The sequence below is a fragment of the Pseudomonas morbosilactucae genome (genome assembly GCF_023241665.1).
GTDB lineage: Bacteria > Pseudomonadota > Gammaproteobacteria > Pseudomonadales > Pseudomonadaceae > Aquipseudomonas > Aquipseudomonas morbosilactucae.
Window position 1 is genome coordinate 36,446 of the sequence record NZ_JALQCX010000047.1, and the last position, 18,638, is coordinate 55,083.

Sequence of the window (18,638 nt, forward strand, 5' to 3'; positions counted from 1 at the left end):
CGTAATTGATGAAGGTTCTAGTGCTTGGTGTCACAGGGATGCTCGGGAATGCGGTTTTCCGCGTCTTTGCTTGTGATCCAGCCTTTGAGGTCTGGGGAACACTGCGCAGCGGTAGTGCAATGCGATACTTCCCATCGCAAAGCCATGAGCGTTTGCTCGCCGGTGTCGATGTGCTCGATCAAGATGCTCTCGCGTCGGCCATCGCCAAGGTGCGTCCTGACGTAGTGATCAATTGTGTCGGCCTGATAAAGCAGTTGGCAGATGCCAATGACCCGCTCACGGCGCTGCCGATCAACGCAATGCTGCCTCACCGCCTGGCACGGCTTTGCGAGCTGGCCGGGGCGCGCCTGATCCATGTCAGCACCGACTGCGTGTTTTCCGGGAAGCGCGGGTTGTACCGGGAGAGTGACCTATCGGACGCTGAGGACCTGTACGGCAAATCCAAATACATTGGCGAACTGCACGATGTGCCCCATGCGATCACCTTGCGGACTTCGATCATCGGCCATGAGCTGAATTCTGATTACGCGCTGGTCGACTGGTTCCTATCGCAGCAAGGCAGCGTCAAAGGCTTCAGCCGGGCTATCTTCTCGGGGCTGCCCACTGTGGAGTTGGCGCGTGTGATGAAGGATTACGTTCTTCCTCACCCTGAGCTCAATGGCCTGTATCATGTGGCGGCAGAACCGATCAGTAAGCTGGATTTGCTGCAACGAGTTGCCGCCCAGTATGGCAAGGCGATCGAGATTTATCCCGATGATACACTGGCGATCGACCGTTCACTGGATGCTTCGCATTTCAGCCAGGCCACGGGTTACAAGGCCCCGGCTTGGTCGGACCTCATTCGTGAAATGTTTGAGCAGCGCTGATTGACGAGGTTTGGGGCGGCGGTGAGGGCTTGATGCACGGCTCCAAATCTACGGAGTAAATATCTTGGCGGCTGCATTTTTCTGGCTGTCCGTGAGTTCTCTTTGGTATCGCTCGCTGAGCCATTTCTCGTATCTGCCTAACCCGTTGTTTTGTCTACTCCTGTCATCTCAGCGGCTGGCGCTGCCGCTGCTGACGATGTCCAAAGGGATGAGCCGCCTCAGGCTGTTACAGGGAATGTTGGTCCCCGGTTTTAGTTTTTTATGTTCTTCTTTGTGCACATTGTGCTTTTCATCTTCATCTACGTTGCGTTATTCACTGTCGATTACATCCACGCGCTGTATATCGTTCAGGCTGCACGGATTGCAGCTTTGGGTGTCGCTCGGACGAAGGTGGTGGCGCAAGTGGCGAATGATTCAAATTTGGAGTGGCCATGTTCGACGACAAGGTATTAATGATCACCGGAGGCACTGGCTCCTTCGGTCACACGGTGTTGCGGCGTTTCCTCAACACCAGCGTTCGAGAAATTCGCATCTTTTCCCGTGATGAAAAGAAGCAGGAAGACATGCGTATCGCCCTGGCCAACGACAAGGTCAAGTTCTACATCGGTGATGTGCGGGACTACGACAGCCTGAAACAAGCCATGGTCGGTGTGGATTACATTTTCCATGCGGCGGCGCTGAAACAGGTTCCGTCTTGCGAGTTCTATCCCATGGAAGCGGTCCGCACCAACGTCAATGGCACCGAGAACGTGCTCAATGCGGCGATCTCCGCAGGCGTGAAGCGTGTCGTGGTGTTGAGTACCGACAAAGCGGTTTATCCGATCAACGCCATGGGCATATCCAAAGCCATGGGTGAAAAGTTGATGGTCGCCAAGTCGAGGATGATTCCGGAGGGCGGTACGGTCGTCTGCGCAACACGTTATGGCAATGTCATGGCGTCCCGCGGTTCGGTGATTCCGCTGTTCGTGGATCAACTGCGCAGTGGTGAACCGCTGACGGTTACCGACCCCTCGATGACCCGTTTCCTGATGTCCCTTGAAGACTCCGTCGACCTTGTCCTGCACGCTTTCGAACATGGCCAGCAAGGTGATCTTTTCGTGCAAAAGGCGCCAGCCTCGACCGTGGGCGACCTTGCGCAGGCGGTCAAGGAACTGTTCGGGCGCGATAATCCGGTTCGGGTTATCGGTACCCGGCATGGCGAGAAGCTCTACGAGTCCCTGGTCTCTCGCGAAGAGATGGCCAAGGCTGAAGACATGGGGCGCTACTACCGTATTCCGGCAGACAATCGCGACCTCAACTACAAAAAGTACTTTGTAGAGGGCGAGGAGAAAATTTCCGAGCTGGACGATTACACCTCGCACAACACCGAGCGCCTGGATGTACCGGGTATCAAGCAGTTGCTGCTAAAACTCGACTACATCAAGGAGCAGCTCGATGCTTAAGGTCATGACCCTGGTCGGAACTCGCCCCGAGCTGATCAAGATGAGCCGAGTGATCGCCGAGCTTGACCGCCAGGTCAACCACGTTCTGGTGCATTCCGGACAGAACTACGACTATGAGCTGAACCAGGTTTTCTTTGATGACCTGGAGATCCGCAAGCCCGACCATTTTCTGGGTGCGGCCGGGGAAACGGCGGCACAGACCATTGCCGAGGTGATTTCCAAGGCCGACGCGGTGTTCGAGCTGGAGCAGCCGGATGCCCTGCTGTTGTACGGCGATACCAACACCTGCCTGGCTGTGATTGCCGCCAAGCGTCGCAAGATCCCGGTCTTTCACATGGAGGCGGGCAACCGCTGTTTCGACCAGCGTGTGCCCGAGGAGCTCAACCGCAAGGTGCTCGATCACCTCTCCGACATCAACATGGTGCTGACCGAACATGCTCGCCGTTATTTGATCGCCGAGGGCATCCGCCCGGAAACCATCATCAAGACCGGCTCGCACATGCATGAAGTGTTGGATTACTACATGCCCAAGATCGAGCAGTCCGATGTGCTTGAGCGCAGCCAGCTGGAAGCCGGGAAGTTCTTCATCGTCAGCGCGCATCGCGAAGAGAATGTCGACACGCCGGACAACCTGCGGGACTTGCTCGCGACCTTGCGCGCCCTGGCTGACGAGTACGGCTACCCGCTGATCGTTTCAACCCACCCACGCACACGCAAACGCCTCGAGGCGCTGGGCGAGTCACTGGAGCATCCGCTGATTCGTTTCGTGAAGCCCTTTGGCCTGCTGGACTACATCAAGTTGCAGATGTCGGCGTTCTGCGTGCTCTCTGACAGTGGCACCATCACCGAAGAAGCTTCCTTGCTGAACCTGCCAGCGGTCACGCTGCGTAACGCCCACGAACGTCCCGAGGGCATGGATGAAGGCACGCTGATCATGAGCGGGTTGAAGAAAGACTCGGTCCTGGCGGCCGTGAAGGTCATCACCTCTCAGCACAGCGCGGGCACTCGCACCACGCCGCTGGTGCCGGATTACGAGGGCGGGCCGGTTTCCTTGCAGGTTGTACGTGTGGTCTTGAGTTACACGGATTACATCAATCGTACTGTCTGGCACAAAGCCTGAGTCTCTTATGCGAGTTTTATTGACTGGCGCCAGTGGTTTTGTGGGGCGTGCGTTGCAGGCGCGGATACTCACCGATGGCGAGCATGTTCTGCGCAGTGCTTTTCGTAACCCGCCGGGTGACCAGGCGGCGCATGAGATCTGCATGGCCCCCGACCTGGGCCCCGATGGCGACTGGCGGGAAGCGCTTGCCGATGTGGACGCGGTCATTCATTGCGCTGCCCGGGTGCATGTCATGGCTGAGCGCGAGTCCGATCCGCTTTGCGCATTTCGCCTGGCCAATACCCAGGGCACCCTGGCTCTGGCACAGCAAGCGGCCGCCGCGGGCGTCAAGCGCTTCATTTTTCTCAGCTCGGTGAAAGTCAACGGTGAGGGCACGGTCGAGGGGCAAGCCTATCGGGCCGAAGATGCCCCTGCGCTGGTCGACCCCTACGGCATTTCGAAGTGGGAGGCTGAGCAAGGCCTGCTGGACATTGCTCGCGACAGCGCGATGGACGTCGTGGTCGTTCGCCCCCCCTTGGTCTACGGCCCCGGGGTGAAAGCCAACTTTCTCAGCATGATGCGCTGGCTGCATCGAGGTGTACCGCTGCCTTTGGGGGCTATCAACAACCGGCGCAGTCTGGTTGCCCTGGACAACCTGGTCGATTTGCTTGTCGTCTGCCTCAAGCACCCCGCAGCCGCCAACCAGCGCTTTATGGTCAGTGACAACGAGGACGTCTCGACGTCGGTCCTGTTGCGTCGGCTGGCCGTTGCGCTGGGCGTGCCCGCGCGACTGGTGCCCGTTCCGCAACGCTGGATCGAAGCCACTGCCGGGCTGCTCGGGCGTGGCCATCTGAGTCATAGGTTGTGTGGCTCGTTGCAGGTTGATATCAGCAGGACCTGCTCTGTGCTGGATTGGACGCCACCCGTTTCTCTCGACGATGCGTTGGCCGCAACCGCTGCACACTATCTGGATACGTTGAAGAAATGACAGTGTTAGGTGTTCTCGCATTTTCTGCCCTACTGGCTTGGCTGTTGACCGCCGTGCTGCGTCGCTATGCGTTGTCTCGCAGTGTTCTGGATATTCCCAATGCCCGTAGCTCCCACACGGTGCCCACTCCTCGTGGCGGCGGCGTGGCGATTGTGGTGAGTTTCCTGGGGGGGCTGATCGCACTCACCGTGCTTGTTTCCGATGCGCCGCTGTCGCTGTTCTGGGCCCTGTTGGGGGCCGGTGCCGGTGTGGCCCTGTTGGGGTTTCTGGACGATCACGGTCACATTGCCGCGCGCTGGCGCCTGCTGGGGCATTTCCTCGCGGCCCTGTGGGCGTTGTATTGGCTTGGGGGGGTGCCGGCACTGAGCATCTTCGGCCTGAGCGTCGATTTCGGGGTGTTCGGATATGGCCTGGCGGCCCTTTACCTGGTCTGGCTGTTGAACCTGTACAACTTCATGGATGGCATCGATGGCATTGCCAGTGTCGAGGCCGTTTGTGCGTGCCTGGGCGGCGCTCTGTGTTTTTGGTTGGTGACCGACGACGTCACGTCCCTGGAGTCGGGTGCATTAGCGGGGATCTACTTGCCGGTACTGCTGGCCATGGCGACGGCTGGTTTCCTGGTGTGGAATTTTCCGCCTGCGAAGATCTTCATGGGGGACGCCGGTAGCGGTTTCCTTGGGGTCGTGTTGGGTATTCTGAGTCTTCACGCCGCGTGGCACGATCCTTCCCTGCTCTGGTGCTGGCTGATCCTGCTGGGGGTCTTTGTGGTCGATGCGACCCTGACGCTGTTCAGGCGCCTGCTCAGGGGCGAGAAGGTGTATGAAGCCCATCGCAGTCATGCCTATCAGTTTGCGAGTCGCCAGTATGGTCGGCACCTGCCGGTGACTGTCGCGGTTGCGGGGCTCAATCTGTTATGGCTGCTCCCTCTCGCCGTGTGCGTCGCCAAGGGGGTAGTGGGGGGGGTGAGCGGGTTGGTCCTGGCCTATGCCCCCCTCCTGTTCATAGCGTTCAAGTACCGTGCTGGGCTTGCGGAGCAAGAGGGATGAGAGTGAGGTCGGACGCTATACGCCAACGCCTGCTTGGCTTGTCGCGACAGCGCAAGCGGGCATTGCAGGTCATCACGGATGTTTTCCTGCTCTGGGGCGCTCTTTGGCTGGCCTTCCTCATTCGCCTGGGCGGCTCGCACCAAGTCAACTTGAGTGAGTACCTGTGGCTGTTCATGGCCGCTCCGGCCACGGCGATTCCGCTGTTCATCCGTTTTGGCTTATACAGGGCGGTCCTGCGCTACTTCGGCAGTTCTGCGCTTGTCACCATTTTCAATGCGGTCAGCCTGTCGGCCCTGCTGCTGGCGTTGGTCATTTACCTGGTACGGCCCGACGCATTGATGCCGCGCTCGGTGGTGTTCATCTACTGGGGGCTTTCATTGCTGCTGGTAGGCGGTCTGCGTTTGCTCATGCGGCAGTATTTCATCGGCGAGTTGCTCCCGCTGCGTAACATCGCCAACGAGCAAGGTCTGCAACGGGTCGCCATTTATGGCGCCGGGGCCGCAGGCAACCAGTTGCTGGCTGCACTGCGCATGGGCCGGCGCATGCTGCCGGTTGCTTTTGTCGACGATGACGAGAGTATTGCCGGGCGGGTCATTGGCGGTTTGAAGGTCTACAAGTCCAAGCACATCCAACAGATGATCGACGATACGGACTCCCACGAAGTGCTTCTGGCGATTCCTTCGGTGTCGCGTTCCCGGCGTCGGGAAATTCTTGCCTCGCTGGAGGCGTTCTCGGTTCATGTCAGAACGATCCCAGGTTTCATGGACCTTGCCAGTGGGCGCGTCAGCGTCAGTGACCTGCAGGAAGTGGACATCGCCGACCTGCTCGGTCGCGATGCCGTGCCGCCGCAGAAGGTACTCTTCGATCGCTGCATTCGCGGCCAAGTGGTCATGGTCACAGGGGCCGGCGGGTCGATCGGGTCCGAGCTGTGCCGCCAGATCATTGCCACTGGCCCCACCACCTTGCTGCTGTTTGAACACAGCGAGTTCAATCTCTACAGCATCCATACCGAACTTGAGCAGCGTGTTCGCCGTGATTCGCTGTCGGTGCGCTTGATGCCCATCCTGGGGTCGATCCGCAACTCGGCGCGCTTGCTGGATGTGATGCGTACCTGGGGCGTCAACACGGTCTATCACGCAGCGGCCTACAAGCATGTACCGATGGTTGAGCACAACATCGCCGAAGGCGTGCTGAACAATGTGCTGGGTTCGACCTTTACCGCCCAGGCGGCAGTCAAGGCGGGGGTGGATAACTTTGTACTGATTTCAACGGACAAGGCGGTGCGTCCGACCAATGTCATGGGCAGTACCAAGCGCCTGGCCGAGATGGTCCTGCAGGCGTTGAGCGCCGAGTCGGCCCCGGTGCTTTTTGGCGAAGGTGAGACCGCCCACCACCTCAACAAGACACGTTTCACCATGGTGCGCTTCGGCAATGTGCTGGGCTCGTCCGGTTCGGTGATTCCGCGTTTCTACGAGCAGATTCGCAAAGGCGGGCCTGTCACGGTCACTCATCCCAACATCACTCGTTACTTCATGACCATTCCTGAAGCCGCGCAGTTGGTGATCCAGGCCGGTGCCATGGGGCAGGGAGGGGACGTGTTCGTGCTGGACATGGGGTTGCCGGTGAAGATTGTCGAACTGGCGGAAAAGATGATCCACCTCAGCGGCCTTGGCGTGCGCTCGGACGTCAATCCCCATGGCGACATCGCCATCGAGTTCACCGGGTTGCGTCCCGGGGAGAAGCTCTATGAGGAGCTGTTGATCGGTGACAATGTCAGCGCCACGGAGCATCCGATGATCATGCGCGCCAATGAAGAGTACCTGTCCTGGGAGGCGTTCAAACAGGTGCTGAGTGATTTGCTGGCGGCCGTTGATCGGGATGACTATGAACGGGTTCGCCAACTATTGCGCGAGACGGTCAGTGGGTACGTCCCTGAGGGTGAAATTGTCGACTGGATTCACCTGAAGCGTCGAACCTGACCGCTGGGGAGGATGGTCGAGAACCCGCGTTGAGCGGGTTCTCGGTTTTTGAGTCAGGCAAACACGAAGTACTTGCGCACGGTTTCCACCACTTCCCAGGTGCCTTTCATGCCCGGCTCGACGATGAAGATGTCGCCGGCGCGCAGGTGGATCGGCGCTTGGCCGTCCGGGGTGATGACGCAGTAGCCTTCCTGGAAATGGCAGTACTCCCACTTCTCGTACGCCACCCGCCATTTGCCGGGGGTACAGATCCAGGTGCCCATGATCTTGCTGCCGTCTTCGCTGGTGTAGGCGTTGAGGTTGACGGTGTGCGGGTCGCCTTCGAGTTTTTCCCATTTGCAGGCGTCGAGCACCGGCAGCGGGTGGGTATCACGCAGCACGGTAATAGGTTTGGACATTCTGGCGCTCCTGGCAGTTGGCAGATCGGAAGTCGCACCCTATAGCGCCCGGCATCGGCAGGGTTGTCTGGGCTCGACATCAATCTATCCAGAAGCGCAGCCCGGTCCCCGCGCGTGTCGCCGGCGAGCGCAGCAATGCCCGGGCCTGCCGGGGCGAGGGCGGGGATTGCCGGTTGAAATTATCGTTCGCCAAAAAGCGCTTTTTTCGCAGGATTTACGAAATATCTGAAGCGCGGCGCGGAATTTCGCAAGAATCTACACGGGCATCGCTCGTATCATTCAGGTCGACGTGATCGAGAGCCACACCATGGACAACACACCCCGCTGGTGGGATATCAGCCCGCCCTTGAGTACCGCGACCCCGACCTGGCCGGGGGATACGCCATTTCAGGAAGAACGTGTCTGGCAGTTCGGACCCGAGTGCCCGGTGAATGTCGGGCGCATCACCTTGTCACCCCACACCGGCGCCCATGTCGATGCGCCGCTGCATTACCGTGCCGATGGTGCGCCCATCGGTGAGGTCTCGCTGGACGTGTACATGGGCCCGTGCCGGGTCGTGCATTGCCTGGGCAGCGGGCCGCTCGTGCAGCCCGAGGATTTGGCCGGGCACCTGGAGCAGTTGCCGCCGCGGGTGCTGTTGCGCACTTATCAACAGGCGCCGCTGGCGGTCTGGGACGAGCATTTCACGGCGGTGGCCCCGGCCACCGTCGAGCTGCTGGCCAGCCTCGGCGTGCGCCTGATCGGCATCGACACGCCGTCCCTGGACCCGCAGCAATCCAAGACTATGGACGCCCACAACGCCGTGGCCCGCCAAGGCATGGCGATTCTCGAAGGCGTGGTGCTCGATGCCGTGCCGGAAGGGGATTACGAATTGATCGCCCTGCCGTTGCGTTTTGCCCACCTGGACGCCAGCCCGGTGCGGGCGATCCTGCGGCCCTTGAACCGATAATTTTCACTACAACGAAGCTGGCTGCCTCGGCGCGGGCCTTTGATCCGTGCCCAGCCCCGAGCGATCGGCCAGCCGCTACCTGATGGGAGGAGCCCCCGCCATGAGCCAATGTCCTTATTCAAGCAACCCGCCGGATGAATGGCATAACGCCGAGCTGAATTTCTCCGACTCCATGAGCTACGGCGACTACTTGGACCTGGGGCGCATCCTCAGTGCCCAGCACCCCTTGTCGCCGGACCACAACGAGATGCTGTTCATCATCCAGCACCAGACCTCCGAGCTGTGGATGAAGCTGATGCTGCACGAACTCAAGGCCGCCCGTGAGCACGTGCGCCTGGGCGAGTTGCCGCCGGCGTTCAAGATGCTGGCGCGGGTGTCGCGGATCTTCGATCAACTGGTCCACGCCTGGGCGGTGCTGGCCACCATGACCCCGTCGGAGTACAAGTCGATCCGGCCTTACCTGGGCCAGTCCTCGGGTTTCCAGTCGTTCCAGTACCGGGACATCGAATTTATCCTCGGCAACAAAAGTGCGGCCTTGTTGCGGCCCCACGCCCACCGCCCGGAACTGCTGGAGTCGCTGCAGGCGTCGATCAGCACGCCGTCCTTGTACGACGAAGCGATCGGCCTGATGGCCAAGGCCGGCTTGAACATCGACCCTCAGCGCCTGACGCTGAACAGCACCGCGCCGACGCTGCACGACCCGTCGGTCGAGGCCGCCTGGCGCGAGGTGTATGCCGACCCGACCCGCTACTGGGACCTGTACCAGTTGGCGGAGAAGTTTATCGACCTCGAAGACTCATTCCGCCAGTGGCGCTTCCGCCACGTGACCACCGTGGAACGGATCATTGGTTTCCAACCCGGCACCGGCGGCACCGAAGGCGTGGGCTACCTGCGCAAGATGCTCGACACCGTGTTGTTCCCCGAGCTGTGGCGGGTTCGCTCCTCGCTCTGATCGCCAAACGCCCCGCCTGCCGGGGCGTTTTCATTTTCGCCCGGGTCTCGGGCGCCAGCCGTGTACGGGCAAGGGCTGACGCCAACACCGCCCGAGGGATAAAGTGGCCGCCCCCAGCGGCTTATTTTTATTTCATCAGGCAGACCACGTGGCTCAGACCTTCGAGCTTGAAACCCTCAACATGCGGCTCAACGACCCGGAGTTTGCGCCCCTGGACCTGCACCAGCGCATTCAGCGGGCGTTGCGCGGCCTGATCCTCGATGGCGCCTTGGGCCCCGGGGTGAAGTTGCCGGCGAGTCGGACCCTGGCCAAGTCGTTGGCGGTGTCCCGTGACACCGTGGAAAACGCCTACGAGCAGTTGCAGCGCGATGGCTTCATCCAGCGTCGCGGGGGCTCGGGCAGTTACGTCAGTGACAGCATTGGCGCCCAGTTACGCGGTGCCGCCCGCCGCCGCGTGCGCTTGCAGGAGCAGCCCCCGGCTGCTCGGGAGCCAGGCTCGGGCCTGAGCCGCCGTGGGCGGATGATGTTCGAGCGAGGCGGCGTCACCGATCAGCAAGTGGTCACCGCATTTGCCACGGGGTTGCCGGAAACCCGCAGCTTTCCGCTGGCGGTCTGGGAGCGCCTGCAACGCCAGGTGCTCAAGGAACATCGGGGTAGCGTGTTGCTGCACGGCGACCCGCAAGGTGCCGAACCGCTGCGCAAGGCCATCGCCGCCTACCTGAACCTGGAGCGCGGGGCCAAGGTGCGGCCCGAACAGATTCTGGTGCTGAGCAGTACTCGTCAGGCGTTGTTCCTCTGCGCCCAGCTGCTGGTGGACGCCGGCAAGCCGATCCTGATGGAGAACCCGGGTTACTTCGGGGCGCGTAAGGCCTTCGAGTCCGCTGAGGCGCGGATCGTGCCCATCGACGTCGACGGCCAGGGCATTCGCACTGACCTGTTGCGGGCCGATCGCAGTGGCGCCTCCTGCGTCTATGTGACGCCGTCGCACCAATACCCCACCGGCGCCACCCTGTCCCTGGAGCGCCGCCTGGAGCTGACCCGTTGGGCCGCCGAGCACGACAAGTGGATCATCGAAGACGACTACGACAGCGAGTTCCATTACGACGGCCTGCCCACGGCCTGTGTCCAGGGCCTGGACCCGTATCAGCGAACCCTCTACGTCGGCACCTTCAGCAAGACCCTTTCACCCGGCCTGCGCATGGGCTACATGGCCTTGCCCGAGGAGTTGGTCAGTGCCTTCAGCAGCGCCCGCAGCATCATGGATGGGCACACCCCGCAGATTCTTCAACTGACCCTGGCGCGGTTCATGGAAGAGGGCCATTACAACGGCCATGTGCGGGCCATGCGCAAGCTTTATGCCGGGCGTCGGCAAGCGATGCTCGGGGCCATCGAGCGGCACCTCAAGGGCATCGCCATCGCCTTGCCGCCGCCGGGAGGGTTGCAGATCCCTTGCCTGCTGCAATCCGGTTGGACCGAGGTGCAGACCCAGCAACGGGCAGCCAGGGTCGGTATCCAGTTGCCCGGGCTCAGCCGGCTGTACGCCGGGGAGCAGAAGCAGCAGGGCTGGTTGCTGGGCTACGCCTCGTTGAGCGCCCATGAGATCGACGCGGCCATGGCGCGCCTGGCCCAGGCCCTGAGAAAGCGTTAGCCCGGGCCAGGCGTCGAGCTTCAAGGCTGGGCGGCATTGGCCGGCAGTCGGGTAGCCCGGCCATGGATCAGCAGGTGCACGGTCAACCCGGCCACCAGCCCCCAGAAGGCGCCGCCGACCCCCAGCAGGGTGACGTTGGCCGCCGTGGCCAGGAAGGTGATCAGCGCGGTTTCCCGGGTGGGCGCATCGGCCATGGCATTGGCCAGGCTGCCGCCGATGGCGCCCAACAGCGCCAGGCCCGCCAGGGTGGTGATAAAGGCCTTGGGCAGGACCATGAACAGGGTTGCCAGGGTCACCCCGAAAGTCCCCACCAGGATGTAGAACAGCCCGCAGGCGATACCGGCGATGTAGCGTTTGCCGGGGTCCTTGTGGGCGTCCTCGCCGGTACAGATCGCCGCTGTGATCGCTGCCACGTTGAAGGCGTGGGCACCGAATGGCGCCATGAGCAGTGAACCCAGGCCCGTGACGGTGAGCAACGGGTTGGCGCTGGTCTGGTAACCGTCATTGCGCAGCACCAGCATCCCGGGCATGTACTGGCCGGTGAGGGTGATGACGAACAGCGGCAGCGCCACCCCCAGCAAGGCTTGCACAGAGAACTGCGGCGCGGTGAACACCGGCACTGCGAGGCTCAAGTGCACCGCTGAAAAGTCGATTCGCTCCTGGGCGATCCGCAGCGCCAGGCCGATGACCAGGATGCCCACCACGGCAAACCGTGAAGTGAAACGTCGCAGCAGCGCGTAGGACACCAGCAGCACGATCACCAGCAGCGGGTCGGCACTGGCGCCGCCAAAGGCGTTGATGCCGAACTGCAGCAAGATGCCCGCCAGCAGGCCGGCGGCGATGCCCTTGGGGATCATCCGCACCAGTTTGTCGAAGGCCCCGGAGGCGCCGAGGAGGATGAACCCCAGGGCCGAAATCAGGTAGGCGCCGATCACCTCGGCGTAAGGCGTGAAGGGCATCACCGTGGCCAGGAAGGCGGCGCCGGGTGTGGACCAGGCGGTGATGATCGGTGCCCGGTAGCGCAGGCTCAGCCACAGACCGCTCAGGCCCACGCCCACCGATACCGCCCAGACCCAGGACGCGGTCTGGGCCGGTGACAGCCGCGCCAGTTCGGCGGCCTGGAACACCAGGACGAAGGTCCCGCCGTAGTTCACCAGCACTGAAATCAGCGCCGCCACGGTGGGCGAAAAAATATTGGCCAGTCGAAGGCCTGCCGCAGTTCTGTTCATAAGCCACTCTCCATCCAGTCACAGGCTCCCTGGCTCAACCGCCGGGAGGGGCTCGATTCTAGGGAGAGAGCGGACTGTTGATTCAGGCCACATTTGCAGGAATTGGCAGACCGCTTTTGCGTGGCCAATAAAAAAGCCCGGCCTTGATCCAAGGCCGGGCTTTCAGTCTTGCAGCGCTACTGCGGCTTAGCGCAGGGCGGGTTGCGCGGCCTTTCTCGCCTGGCTCACGCGGTACAGGCCCCAGATCACCAGGACCCACACCGGAATGGCATACACCGAGGCACGGATGCCCGGGATCATCCACATCACGCCCACGATCATGACCATGAAGGCCAGGCACAGGTAGTTGCTCAGTGGCGACCAGAAGGCCTTGAACGACGGCACTACACCTTGTTCGGCCATGGCCTTGCGAAAGCGCAGGTGGGTCAGGCTGATCAGCGCCCAGTTGATCATCAGTGCCGCCACCACCAGGGCGAACAGCAACTCCAGCGCTTCGTGGGGCGCCAGGTAGTTGACCAGCACGCACAGCAGGGTGATCAGCGCGGAAATGCCCAGGGCCAGCACCGGCACGCCTTGCTTGTTGAGCTTCATCAGCGCTTTCGGCGCATCGCCCTGTTCGGCCAGGCCGTAGAGCATGCGGCTGTTGCAGTACACGCCGCTGTTGTACACCGAGAGCGCCGCCGTCAGGACCACGAAGTTGAGGATCTGCGCGGCTGCATCACTGCCGATCAGCGAGAAGATTTTCACGAACGGGCTGCTGCTGTAGGCGTCGCCGCCGGCACTGAGGCTCACCAGCAGTTCATCCCACGGGTACAGCGACAGCAGCACCGCGAGGGCGCCGACGTAGAAGATCAGGACCCGGTAAACCACCTGGTTGATCGCCTTGGGGATCACTTTGCGCGGCTCGCTGGCTTCGGCGGCAGTGATGCCCACCAGCTCCAGGCCGCCGAACGAGAACATGATGAAGGCCATGGCCATCAGCAGGCCGCTGTAGCCGTTAGGGAAGAAGCCGCCGTGGTCCCACAGGTTGCTGAACGAGGCCTGTGGTCCGCCACTGCCGCTGAACAGCATGTAGCAACCCAGGACGATCATGCCGAGGATGGCCACCACCTTGATGATGGCGAACCAGAACTCGGCTTCACCGAAGAACTTCACGTTCATCATGTTGATCAGGTTGACCAGCACGAAGAACACCGCAGCGCTGACCCAGGTGGGGATTTCCGGCCACCAGAACTGCACGTACTTGCCCACGGCGGTGAGTTCGGCCATGCCCACCAGGACATACAGCACCCAGTAGTTCCAGCCCGCAAGGAAGCCGAAGTAGCCGCCCCAGTACTTGTGGGCGAAGTGGCTGAAGGAACCGGCCACTGGCTCCTCGACGATCATCTCCCCCAGTTGCCGCATGATCAGGAAGGCGATGAAGCCGGCAATGGCGTAGCCCAGAATCATCGACGGTCCGGCGGACTTGAGTACCCCGGCAGAGCCGAGGAACAGTCCGGTGCCGATCGCCCCGCCCAGGGCGATCAACTGAATATGGCGGTTCTTCAAGCCACGCTTGAGCTCGCCCGGTTGCGAAATTTGATCCACTAAATGCGCTCTCTTCTCGTTGTTATCAGGAACGATCCCCGTTGTGGAGGATTCGATCTCGGCTAGATGCTGACGGATCAGATATTACTCTCGGTGAACTTCTCGTCATACAGTTGAACGTTGTTAAGTTGCTGTTCCTGCAACCAGATTTTGATCGACTCGACCATCGGCGGCGGTCCGCAGACGTACATGTCCAGGGGCCCGTCGCGCAGTTGGCTGAGGTCGAAATGCTCGGGGATGTAGCCCCGCTTGCCGGGCCAATCCGCTGGCGGGTCACTGAGCACTTCGGTGTAGCGAAAGCCTGCAATGCGCTCGGCGTAGGCCAGGATCCGCGTGCGTTCGCAGCGGTCGGCAGGGCCGCGCACAGCGTAATACAGGTGCACCGGCTGCTCGCAGCCTTGGTGGGCGATCTGGTCGAGCATGGCCAGCAGCGCCGACAACCCCGTGCCCCCGGCCACCAGCACCAGTGGCTTGTTGATATGGCGCAGGTAGAAGGCGCCCAGCGGAGCCTCCAGCTTGATGTTGTCGCCCACCAGGCAGCGCTCGCGGATGTAGTTGCTCATCACCCCGTCCGGCAACAGGCGAATCAGGAATTGCAGCTGATTGCTTTCGTTGGGGCGGTTGGCGAAGGAGTAAGCGCGTTGGCTGTCGGTGCCAGGGATGCTCAAGCGGGCGTATTGCCCCGGCAGGAAATCCAGCAAGGGTTCGCTGCTGCCCAGGTCCAGGTGCAGGATCGCCGTGCTCTCGCTGACCTGGCGCACCTCGATCACCGAGCCATTGAGCTGGGCCGGCCCGGGGGCGTTGCACAGGCTGGAATCGAAGTCGAAGTAGAACGCGGCATCGGACTGCACTCGGGTCTGGCAGGTGAGGACCTTGCGTTGGGCCAGGTCCTGGGCGGAGAGGGTTTCCTCGTCCACGTAATCCTGGCTGTAGCGGCCCGACTCGCAGCGCCCCTGGCAGGTACCGCACACACCTTCGCGGCAATCCAGGGGAATCTTGATGCCATTGCGCAGGGCGGCGTCGAGCAGGATTTCATTGGCCTGCACGGGAAAGAACAGCGTCTTGCCGTCGGCAAAGCTGAAGGCGACCTTGTGGTTCATCGTCGGTATCCCAGGCAATCAGAGGTGGTAGAAGTCGAGCACCGAGTTGATCCGGTCGTTGAGCAGCAGCACATGCTTGCGGGCGATCAGCCAACTGTCGCCATGGGGCTTGAGGCGATAGGTGGCGTGGCCGTAGAACTGCTCGGAGGTGGCCAGGCGATAGAACAGCGTGTGCCAGTTGAGCTTCACTTCCAGGTCGCCATCGTCCTGCTCGCGAACCCGCAGGTTGCTGACCTGGTGCAAGGTGCGAGGCATCGGCGTGGCGGACGCCGCCTTGCCGGTGCGCAGGCGGAACACCCGGTCTTCCAGGCCGCCACGGTTGGCGTAGTAGATCAGCGACATGCCGCGCTTGGGGTCGGTGGTGTAGACGTGCTCGGAATCCCACTGCGGCAAGTGGAATTCACTCTGCTCGTCGAACAGCGCCAGGTAGGCGTCCCAGTCCTGGGCGTCGCAGAGTTCGGATTTGCGGTAGAAAAACTGTTCGATCTGGTACTGCAATTGCGCATTCATGGTTACACCTCACGCAGCTTCAGGGGTTGCTTGGCCAGGCCGTCCAGCAGGAATCGCTGCCAGTTGCTGTGCTGGTTGACGTACAGCCCTTCGTGGGTGAACTCGGTGCCGGTCATGGCCGGCTGGATGCCGATGGCTTCGCTGTTGCGGGTTGGCCCGGTGGCCCATTTGTGGCTGCCCCGAGAGATGTCGCTCCAGCGCTCCAGGCGTGCCTGGAAGCCGCGCTGGGCCTCGCGAAACTCCACCAGGTCGTCGGGGGTGCCCATGCCCGAGACGTTGAAAAAGTCTTCGAACTGGCGGATGCGGTTTTCCCGGTCAGCGTCCGACTCGCCCTTGACCCCGATGCACTGGCTGATGATCTCGGTCTGGTTCCAGGCCAGTGGGCGGATGATGCGCAACTGCGAGCTGATCTGGTCGAGGAAGAACAGGCTCGGGTAGACGTTGAGGTTGCGCAGCCGGTGCATCATCCACTCGGCCTTGTCCTGGCCATATTCCTCCACCAGGCGCGGCATGATCGTCGCGTAGCCGGAGCGCACGCTGGGGTTGGGCATGTCGCTGAACAGCACGCTGTGGCCATTGTTGAAGGCGAACCAGCCGTCGTCGGTGTCGGCATCGCCGGCGCCGAGCTTGCTGTAGTCCAGGGTGCTGGCGCTGCCGCCGTTCTCGCTGTTGACCTGCTGGCGGTGCTGCACCGTGGCCACGTAGTTGTAGTGCACGGTGCTGACGTGATAACCGTCCAGGCCGTTCTCGTTCTGCAGCTTCCAGTTGCCGTCGTAGGTGTACGCCGACTTGCCGGGCAGCACCTCCAGTTCACCGGTGGGGGACTGGGCGACCATCATGTCGAAGAACACTTTGGCGTCGCCGAGGAAGTCTTCCAGGCTGTTGTCGGCATGCACGTCGAGGCTGATAAACACGAAGCCCTTGTAGCTCTCGATGCGGGCCTTTTTCAGGCCTCGGGTGGCCTTGTCGAACCCTTCGGCGTATTCCGCCGGCGCCTTGACCTTCACCAGGCGGCCGTCGCTCTTGTAGCACCAGGCGTGGAACGGGCAGGTAAAGGTCGACTGGTTGCCCTTGCCGACCCGGGTCAGGGTGGTGCCGCGATGCTGGCAGGCGTTGATCAGGGCATTGAGTCGGCCTTCGCCGTCGCGGGTGATGATCATCGGCTGGCGCCCGGCGCGCATCGTCACGAAGTCGTGGTTATTGGCCAGCTCACTTTCGTGGCAGGCGTAAATCCAGTTCTTCTCGAAGATCAACTCCATTTCCAGGTCGAACAGCTCGGGCTCGGTGAACATGTCCCGGGCGATGCGGAACACCCCGTCGGCGGGGCGAAAATCCACACAGCTCTCGATAAAGGCTGTCCATTGTTCGGTTGTTCTGGCACCACTCATGGGTCGCTACCTTTTTTATTCAGGCCAATCGGTGCGTGCATTAGAGGGAGTCGGGGGGCGGGGTGGCTATCCGCTTTGTGGGTCAAGGTCATCCACAAAATTGCCCGCCCGGTGGGCGCCTTGCCGGCCGGGGCTGGATGGCAGCAGAGGGCGGAGTGCAGGTCGAGGCCCGGGCCGGTAACACCCGCCACTCGCGGTGGGCGTGGAATACCCAAGGTCGTGCACCGGGTGATCGAGGGCTGCACCACGGTGCACCGATGAGCTACTGTGACGCCCAGCCGCAAGGCTGGATCGAAGAGCATCGGGCAGGGTTTATCCACTTAGTCAGCCATTGCTATCCATTGGCTAGGCAGTGGCGCCCGCTGGCGTGGAAGTTGCTCTTCAACCCCCAAGACGCGCCGTCAGAGCGCGCTGAAAAATATTGCCGTGGGTGTGCCGTGATGAATAGCAAAGCTGATTCGCAGTTTCGCGATATTCGTATCGAACGCTTCGACCTCGAAGGGGCCAGAAGCTGGATGTCAGGTATCTGTGGGCCCCATCGCCTGGAGACCGCCAGCCCCGAGCGCATCCGTTTCCACCACAGCGCTAACGTCTTCCGGTCCCGGGCCACCACCCTGGGCACCATCGAATACGGCACCGACGTCACCGTGGACATCGAAGACGCCGAGCGCTTCAGCAGCTACAGCCTGAGCCTGCCCCTGTGCGGTGAGCAGGAGTTGAGCAAGGACGGCGTGCGGCTGATGTCCAACCCCGACCAAGGGGTGATCATCTCGCCCAATGAAAGCCAGGTGCTGGCGATTTCCGGCGACTGCCGCAAGGTCCAGGTGGTGATTACCCGCAGTGCCATGGGCGAGGCTCTGGAAGGCTTGCTGCAACGCCCTCTGGATGCGCCATTGCGTTTCGAGGCGGCGATGAACGCGGTGGACGGCGCCTCGGCTTCTTGGTGGCGCATGGCGCGCTACTTCATCGCCGAGCTGGAAAGCAGCAACGAGCTGTACGAGCAGGTGGCCTTTACCCGGGACATCGAAAGTTCGTTGATCAAGGGCCTGATCCTGGCCCAGCCGAACAACTATTCCGAAGAGTTGCGCGAGGTGCTGGGCGTCAAGCTGCCCCATTACCTGCTGCGTGCCCGCCAGTACATCCACGACAACGCCCGCGAGGCCTTGCACCTGGAAGATCTGGAAGCTGCGGCCGGGGTTTCGCGCTTCAAGCTGTTCGAGGCCTTCAGGAAGTATTTCGCCCTGTCGCCCATGGCGTACCTGAAAAAGTACCGGCTCAACGCGGTGCGTCAGGAGCTGCTGGAACACGGCTCGGCGCGCAATATTTCCGAAATCGCCCTGGGCTGGGGGTTCACCCACCTGGGGCGTTTTTCCGCCGAGTACCGCAAGCTGTTCGACGAGTCGCCGAGCACCACCTTGCAGCGCCACCAGGCTCGGCGCCTCAGCGGTTTCTGAAGG

16 protein-coding genes are annotated in these 18,638 nt (G+C 61.8%); 10 read left to right on the plus strand and 6 right to left on the minus strand.

Annotated elements, in window-relative coordinates; translation table 11 throughout:
- The first annotated feature begins 8 nt into the window (after window positions 1–8).
- From M1B35_RS22930 to M1B35_RS22955, 6 genes are all read left to right on the plus strand, one after another.
- On the plus strand, window positions 9–866 hold the full coding sequence (locus M1B35_RS22930) for a dTDP-4-dehydrorhamnose reductase family protein (RefSeq protein ID WP_123337468.1): 858 nt from the start codon (window positions 9–11) through the stop codon (window positions 864–866).
- 431 nt (window positions 867–1,297) lie between these two features.
- The gene (locus M1B35_RS22935; protein WP_123337466.1) at window positions 1,298–2,308 is read left to right on the plus strand and encodes a polysaccharide biosynthesis protein; all 1,011 of its coding nucleotides are present in this window, start codon (window positions 1,298–1,300) and stop codon (window positions 2,306–2,308) included.
- Entirely contained in the window at window positions 2,301–3,428 is a 1,128-nt protein-coding gene (gene wecB, locus M1B35_RS22940) for a non-hydrolyzing UDP-N-acetylglucosamine 2-epimerase (protein WP_123337465.1), read from the plus strand. Before M1B35_RS22935 ends, wecB begins: the two co-directional genes overlap by 8 nt.
- A 7-nt stretch (window positions 3,429–3,435) precedes the next feature.
- On the plus strand, window positions 3,436–4,395 hold the full coding sequence (locus tag M1B35_RS22945) for a UDP-glucose 4-epimerase family protein (protein WP_123337463.1): 960 nt from the start codon (window positions 3,436–3,438) through the stop codon (window positions 4,393–4,395).
- The gene (locus tag M1B35_RS22950) at window positions 4,392–5,441 is read left to right on the plus strand and encodes an MraY family glycosyltransferase (RefSeq protein WP_268263169.1); all 1,050 of its coding nucleotides are present in this window, start codon (window positions 4,392–4,394) and stop codon (window positions 5,439–5,441) included. The genes M1B35_RS22945 and M1B35_RS22950 overlap by 4 nt, the downstream gene beginning before the upstream one ends.
- On the plus strand, window positions 5,438–7,420 hold the full coding sequence (locus tag M1B35_RS22955) for a polysaccharide biosynthesis protein (protein WP_268263170.1): 1,983 nt from the start codon (window positions 5,438–5,440) through the stop codon (window positions 7,418–7,420). The genes M1B35_RS22950 and M1B35_RS22955 overlap by 4 nt, the downstream gene beginning before the upstream one ends.
- 53 nt (window positions 7,421–7,473) lie before the next feature.
- On the opposite strand, the gene M1B35_RS22960 is transcribed toward M1B35_RS22955, so the two are convergent.
- Window positions 7,474–7,818, minus strand: a complete 345-nt coding sequence (locus M1B35_RS22960) for a cupin domain-containing protein (protein WP_123337457.1) — start codon at window positions 7,816–7,818, stop codon at window positions 7,474–7,476.
- A 307-nt stretch (window positions 7,819–8,125) separates the two neighbouring features.
- Between M1B35_RS22960 and kynB the strand changes: the two genes are divergently transcribed.
- The 3 genes from kynB (at window position 8,126) to pdxR (ending at window position 11,367) form a co-directional block, all read left to right on the plus strand.
- A complete protein-coding gene (kynB, locus tag M1B35_RS22965; protein WP_123337455.1) occupies window positions 8,126–8,767 on the plus strand; it encodes an arylformamidase in 642 nt (213 codons plus the stop codon).
- A gap of 100 nt (window positions 8,768–8,867) precedes the next feature.
- Entirely contained in the window at window positions 8,868–9,719 is an 852-nt protein-coding gene (gene kynA, locus M1B35_RS22970) for a tryptophan 2,3-dioxygenase (protein WP_123337453.1), read from the plus strand.
- Between the two features lie 148 nt (window positions 9,720–9,867).
- Complete coding sequence (gene pdxR, locus M1B35_RS22975; RefSeq protein ID WP_123337451.1) at window positions 9,868–11,367, plus strand: MocR-like pyridoxine biosynthesis transcription factor PdxR; 1,500 nt, start codon at window positions 9,868–9,870, stop codon at window positions 11,365–11,367.
- Window positions 11,368–11,387: 20 nt separating this feature from the next.
- Here the strand turns inward: pdxR and M1B35_RS22980 are convergent, their stop codons facing one another.
- The 5 genes from M1B35_RS22980 to antA all read right to left on the minus strand — a co-directional run bounded on the left by M1B35_RS22980 (window position 11,388) and on the right by antA (window position 17,181).
- Window positions 11,388–12,596 carry a benzoate/H(+) symporter BenE family transporter gene (locus M1B35_RS22980; protein WP_268263171.1) on the minus strand — a complete coding sequence of 403 codons (1,209 nt, stop codon included), beginning with the start codon at window positions 12,594–12,596 and terminating at the stop codon, window positions 11,388–11,390.
- 186 nt (window positions 12,597–12,782) lie between these two features.
- Window positions 12,783–14,183: an amino acid permease gene (locus tag M1B35_RS22985; RefSeq protein ID WP_123337447.1), complete on the minus strand. Its 1,401-nt coding sequence runs from the start codon at window positions 14,181–14,183 to the stop codon at window positions 12,783–12,785.
- A 77-nt stretch (window positions 14,184–14,260) separates the two neighbouring features.
- Window positions 14,261–15,283: an anthranilate 1,2-dioxygenase electron transfer component AntC gene (antC, locus tag M1B35_RS22990; protein WP_268263172.1), complete on the minus strand. Its 1,023-nt coding sequence runs from the start codon at window positions 15,281–15,283 to the stop codon at window positions 14,261–14,263.
- Window positions 15,284–15,301: 18 nt separating this feature from the next.
- On the minus strand, window positions 15,302–15,793 hold the full coding sequence (antB, locus tag M1B35_RS22995) for an anthranilate 1,2-dioxygenase small subunit (protein WP_123337443.1): 492 nt from the start codon (window positions 15,791–15,793) through the stop codon (window positions 15,302–15,304).
- A gap of 2 nt (window positions 15,794–15,795) precedes the next feature.
- Window positions 15,796–17,181, minus strand: coding sequence for an anthranilate 1,2-dioxygenase large subunit (antA, locus tag M1B35_RS23000; RefSeq protein ID WP_268263173.1), 1,386 nt, complete (start codon window positions 17,179–17,181; stop codon window positions 15,796–15,798).
- A gap of 440 nt (window positions 17,182–17,621) precedes the next feature.
- Between antA and M1B35_RS23005 the strand changes: the two genes are divergently transcribed.
- Window positions 17,622–18,635, plus strand: a complete 1,014-nt coding sequence (locus tag M1B35_RS23005) for an AraC family transcriptional regulator (RefSeq protein WP_268263174.1) — start codon at window positions 17,622–17,624, stop codon at window positions 18,633–18,635.
- Window positions 18,636–18,638 lie beyond the last annotated feature (3 nt).

Excerpts from the sequence above, each read along its gene's own strand:
- wecB (WP_123337465.1), top strand. The coding sequence starts at position 2,301 with ATGCTTAAGGTCATGACCCTGGTCGGAACTCGCCCCGAGCTGATCAAG.
- M1B35_RS22945 (WP_123337463.1), top strand. The coding sequence starts at position 3,436 with ATGCGAGTTTTATTGACTGGCGCCAGTGGTTTTGTGGGGCGTGCGTTG.
- M1B35_RS22980 (WP_268263171.1), bottom strand. The coding sequence starts at position 12,596 with ATGAACAGAACTGCGGCAGGCCTTCGACTGGCCAATATTTTTTCGCCC.
- M1B35_RS22960 (WP_123337457.1), bottom strand. The coding sequence starts at position 7,818 with ATGTCCAAACCTATTACCGTGCTGCGTGATACCCACCCGCTGCCGGTG.
- kynB (WP_123337455.1), top strand. The coding sequence starts at position 8,126 with ATGGACAACACACCCCGCTGGTGGGATATCAGCCCGCCCTTGAGTACC.
- M1B35_RS22955 (WP_268263170.1), top strand. The coding sequence starts at position 5,438 with ATGAGAGTGAGGTCGGACGCTATACGCCAACGCCTGCTTGGCTTGTCG.
- M1B35_RS23005 (WP_268263174.1), top strand. The coding sequence starts at position 17,622 with ATGAATAGCAAAGCTGATTCGCAGTTTCGCGATATTCGTATCGAACGC.
- antB (WP_123337443.1), bottom strand. The coding sequence starts at position 15,793 with ATGAATGCGCAATTGCAGTACCAGATCGAACAGTTTTTCTACCGCAAA.
- M1B35_RS22935 (WP_123337466.1), top strand. The coding sequence starts at position 1,298 with ATGTTCGACGACAAGGTATTAATGATCACCGGAGGCACTGGCTCCTTC.
- antA (WP_268263173.1), bottom strand. The coding sequence starts at position 17,181 with ATGAGTGGTGCCAGAACAACCGAACAATGGACAGCCTTTATCGAGAGC.
- antC (WP_268263172.1), bottom strand. The coding sequence starts at position 15,283 with ATGAACCACAAGGTCGCCTTCAGCTTTGCCGACGGCAAGACGCTGTTC.
- kynA (WP_123337453.1), top strand. The coding sequence starts at position 8,868 with ATGAGCCAATGTCCTTATTCAAGCAACCCGCCGGATGAATGGCATAAC.
- M1B35_RS22930 (WP_123337468.1), top strand. The coding sequence starts at position 9 with ATGAAGGTTCTAGTGCTTGGTGTCACAGGGATGCTCGGGAATGCGGTT.
- M1B35_RS22950 (WP_268263169.1), top strand. The coding sequence starts at position 4,392 with ATGACAGTGTTAGGTGTTCTCGCATTTTCTGCCCTACTGGCTTGGCTG.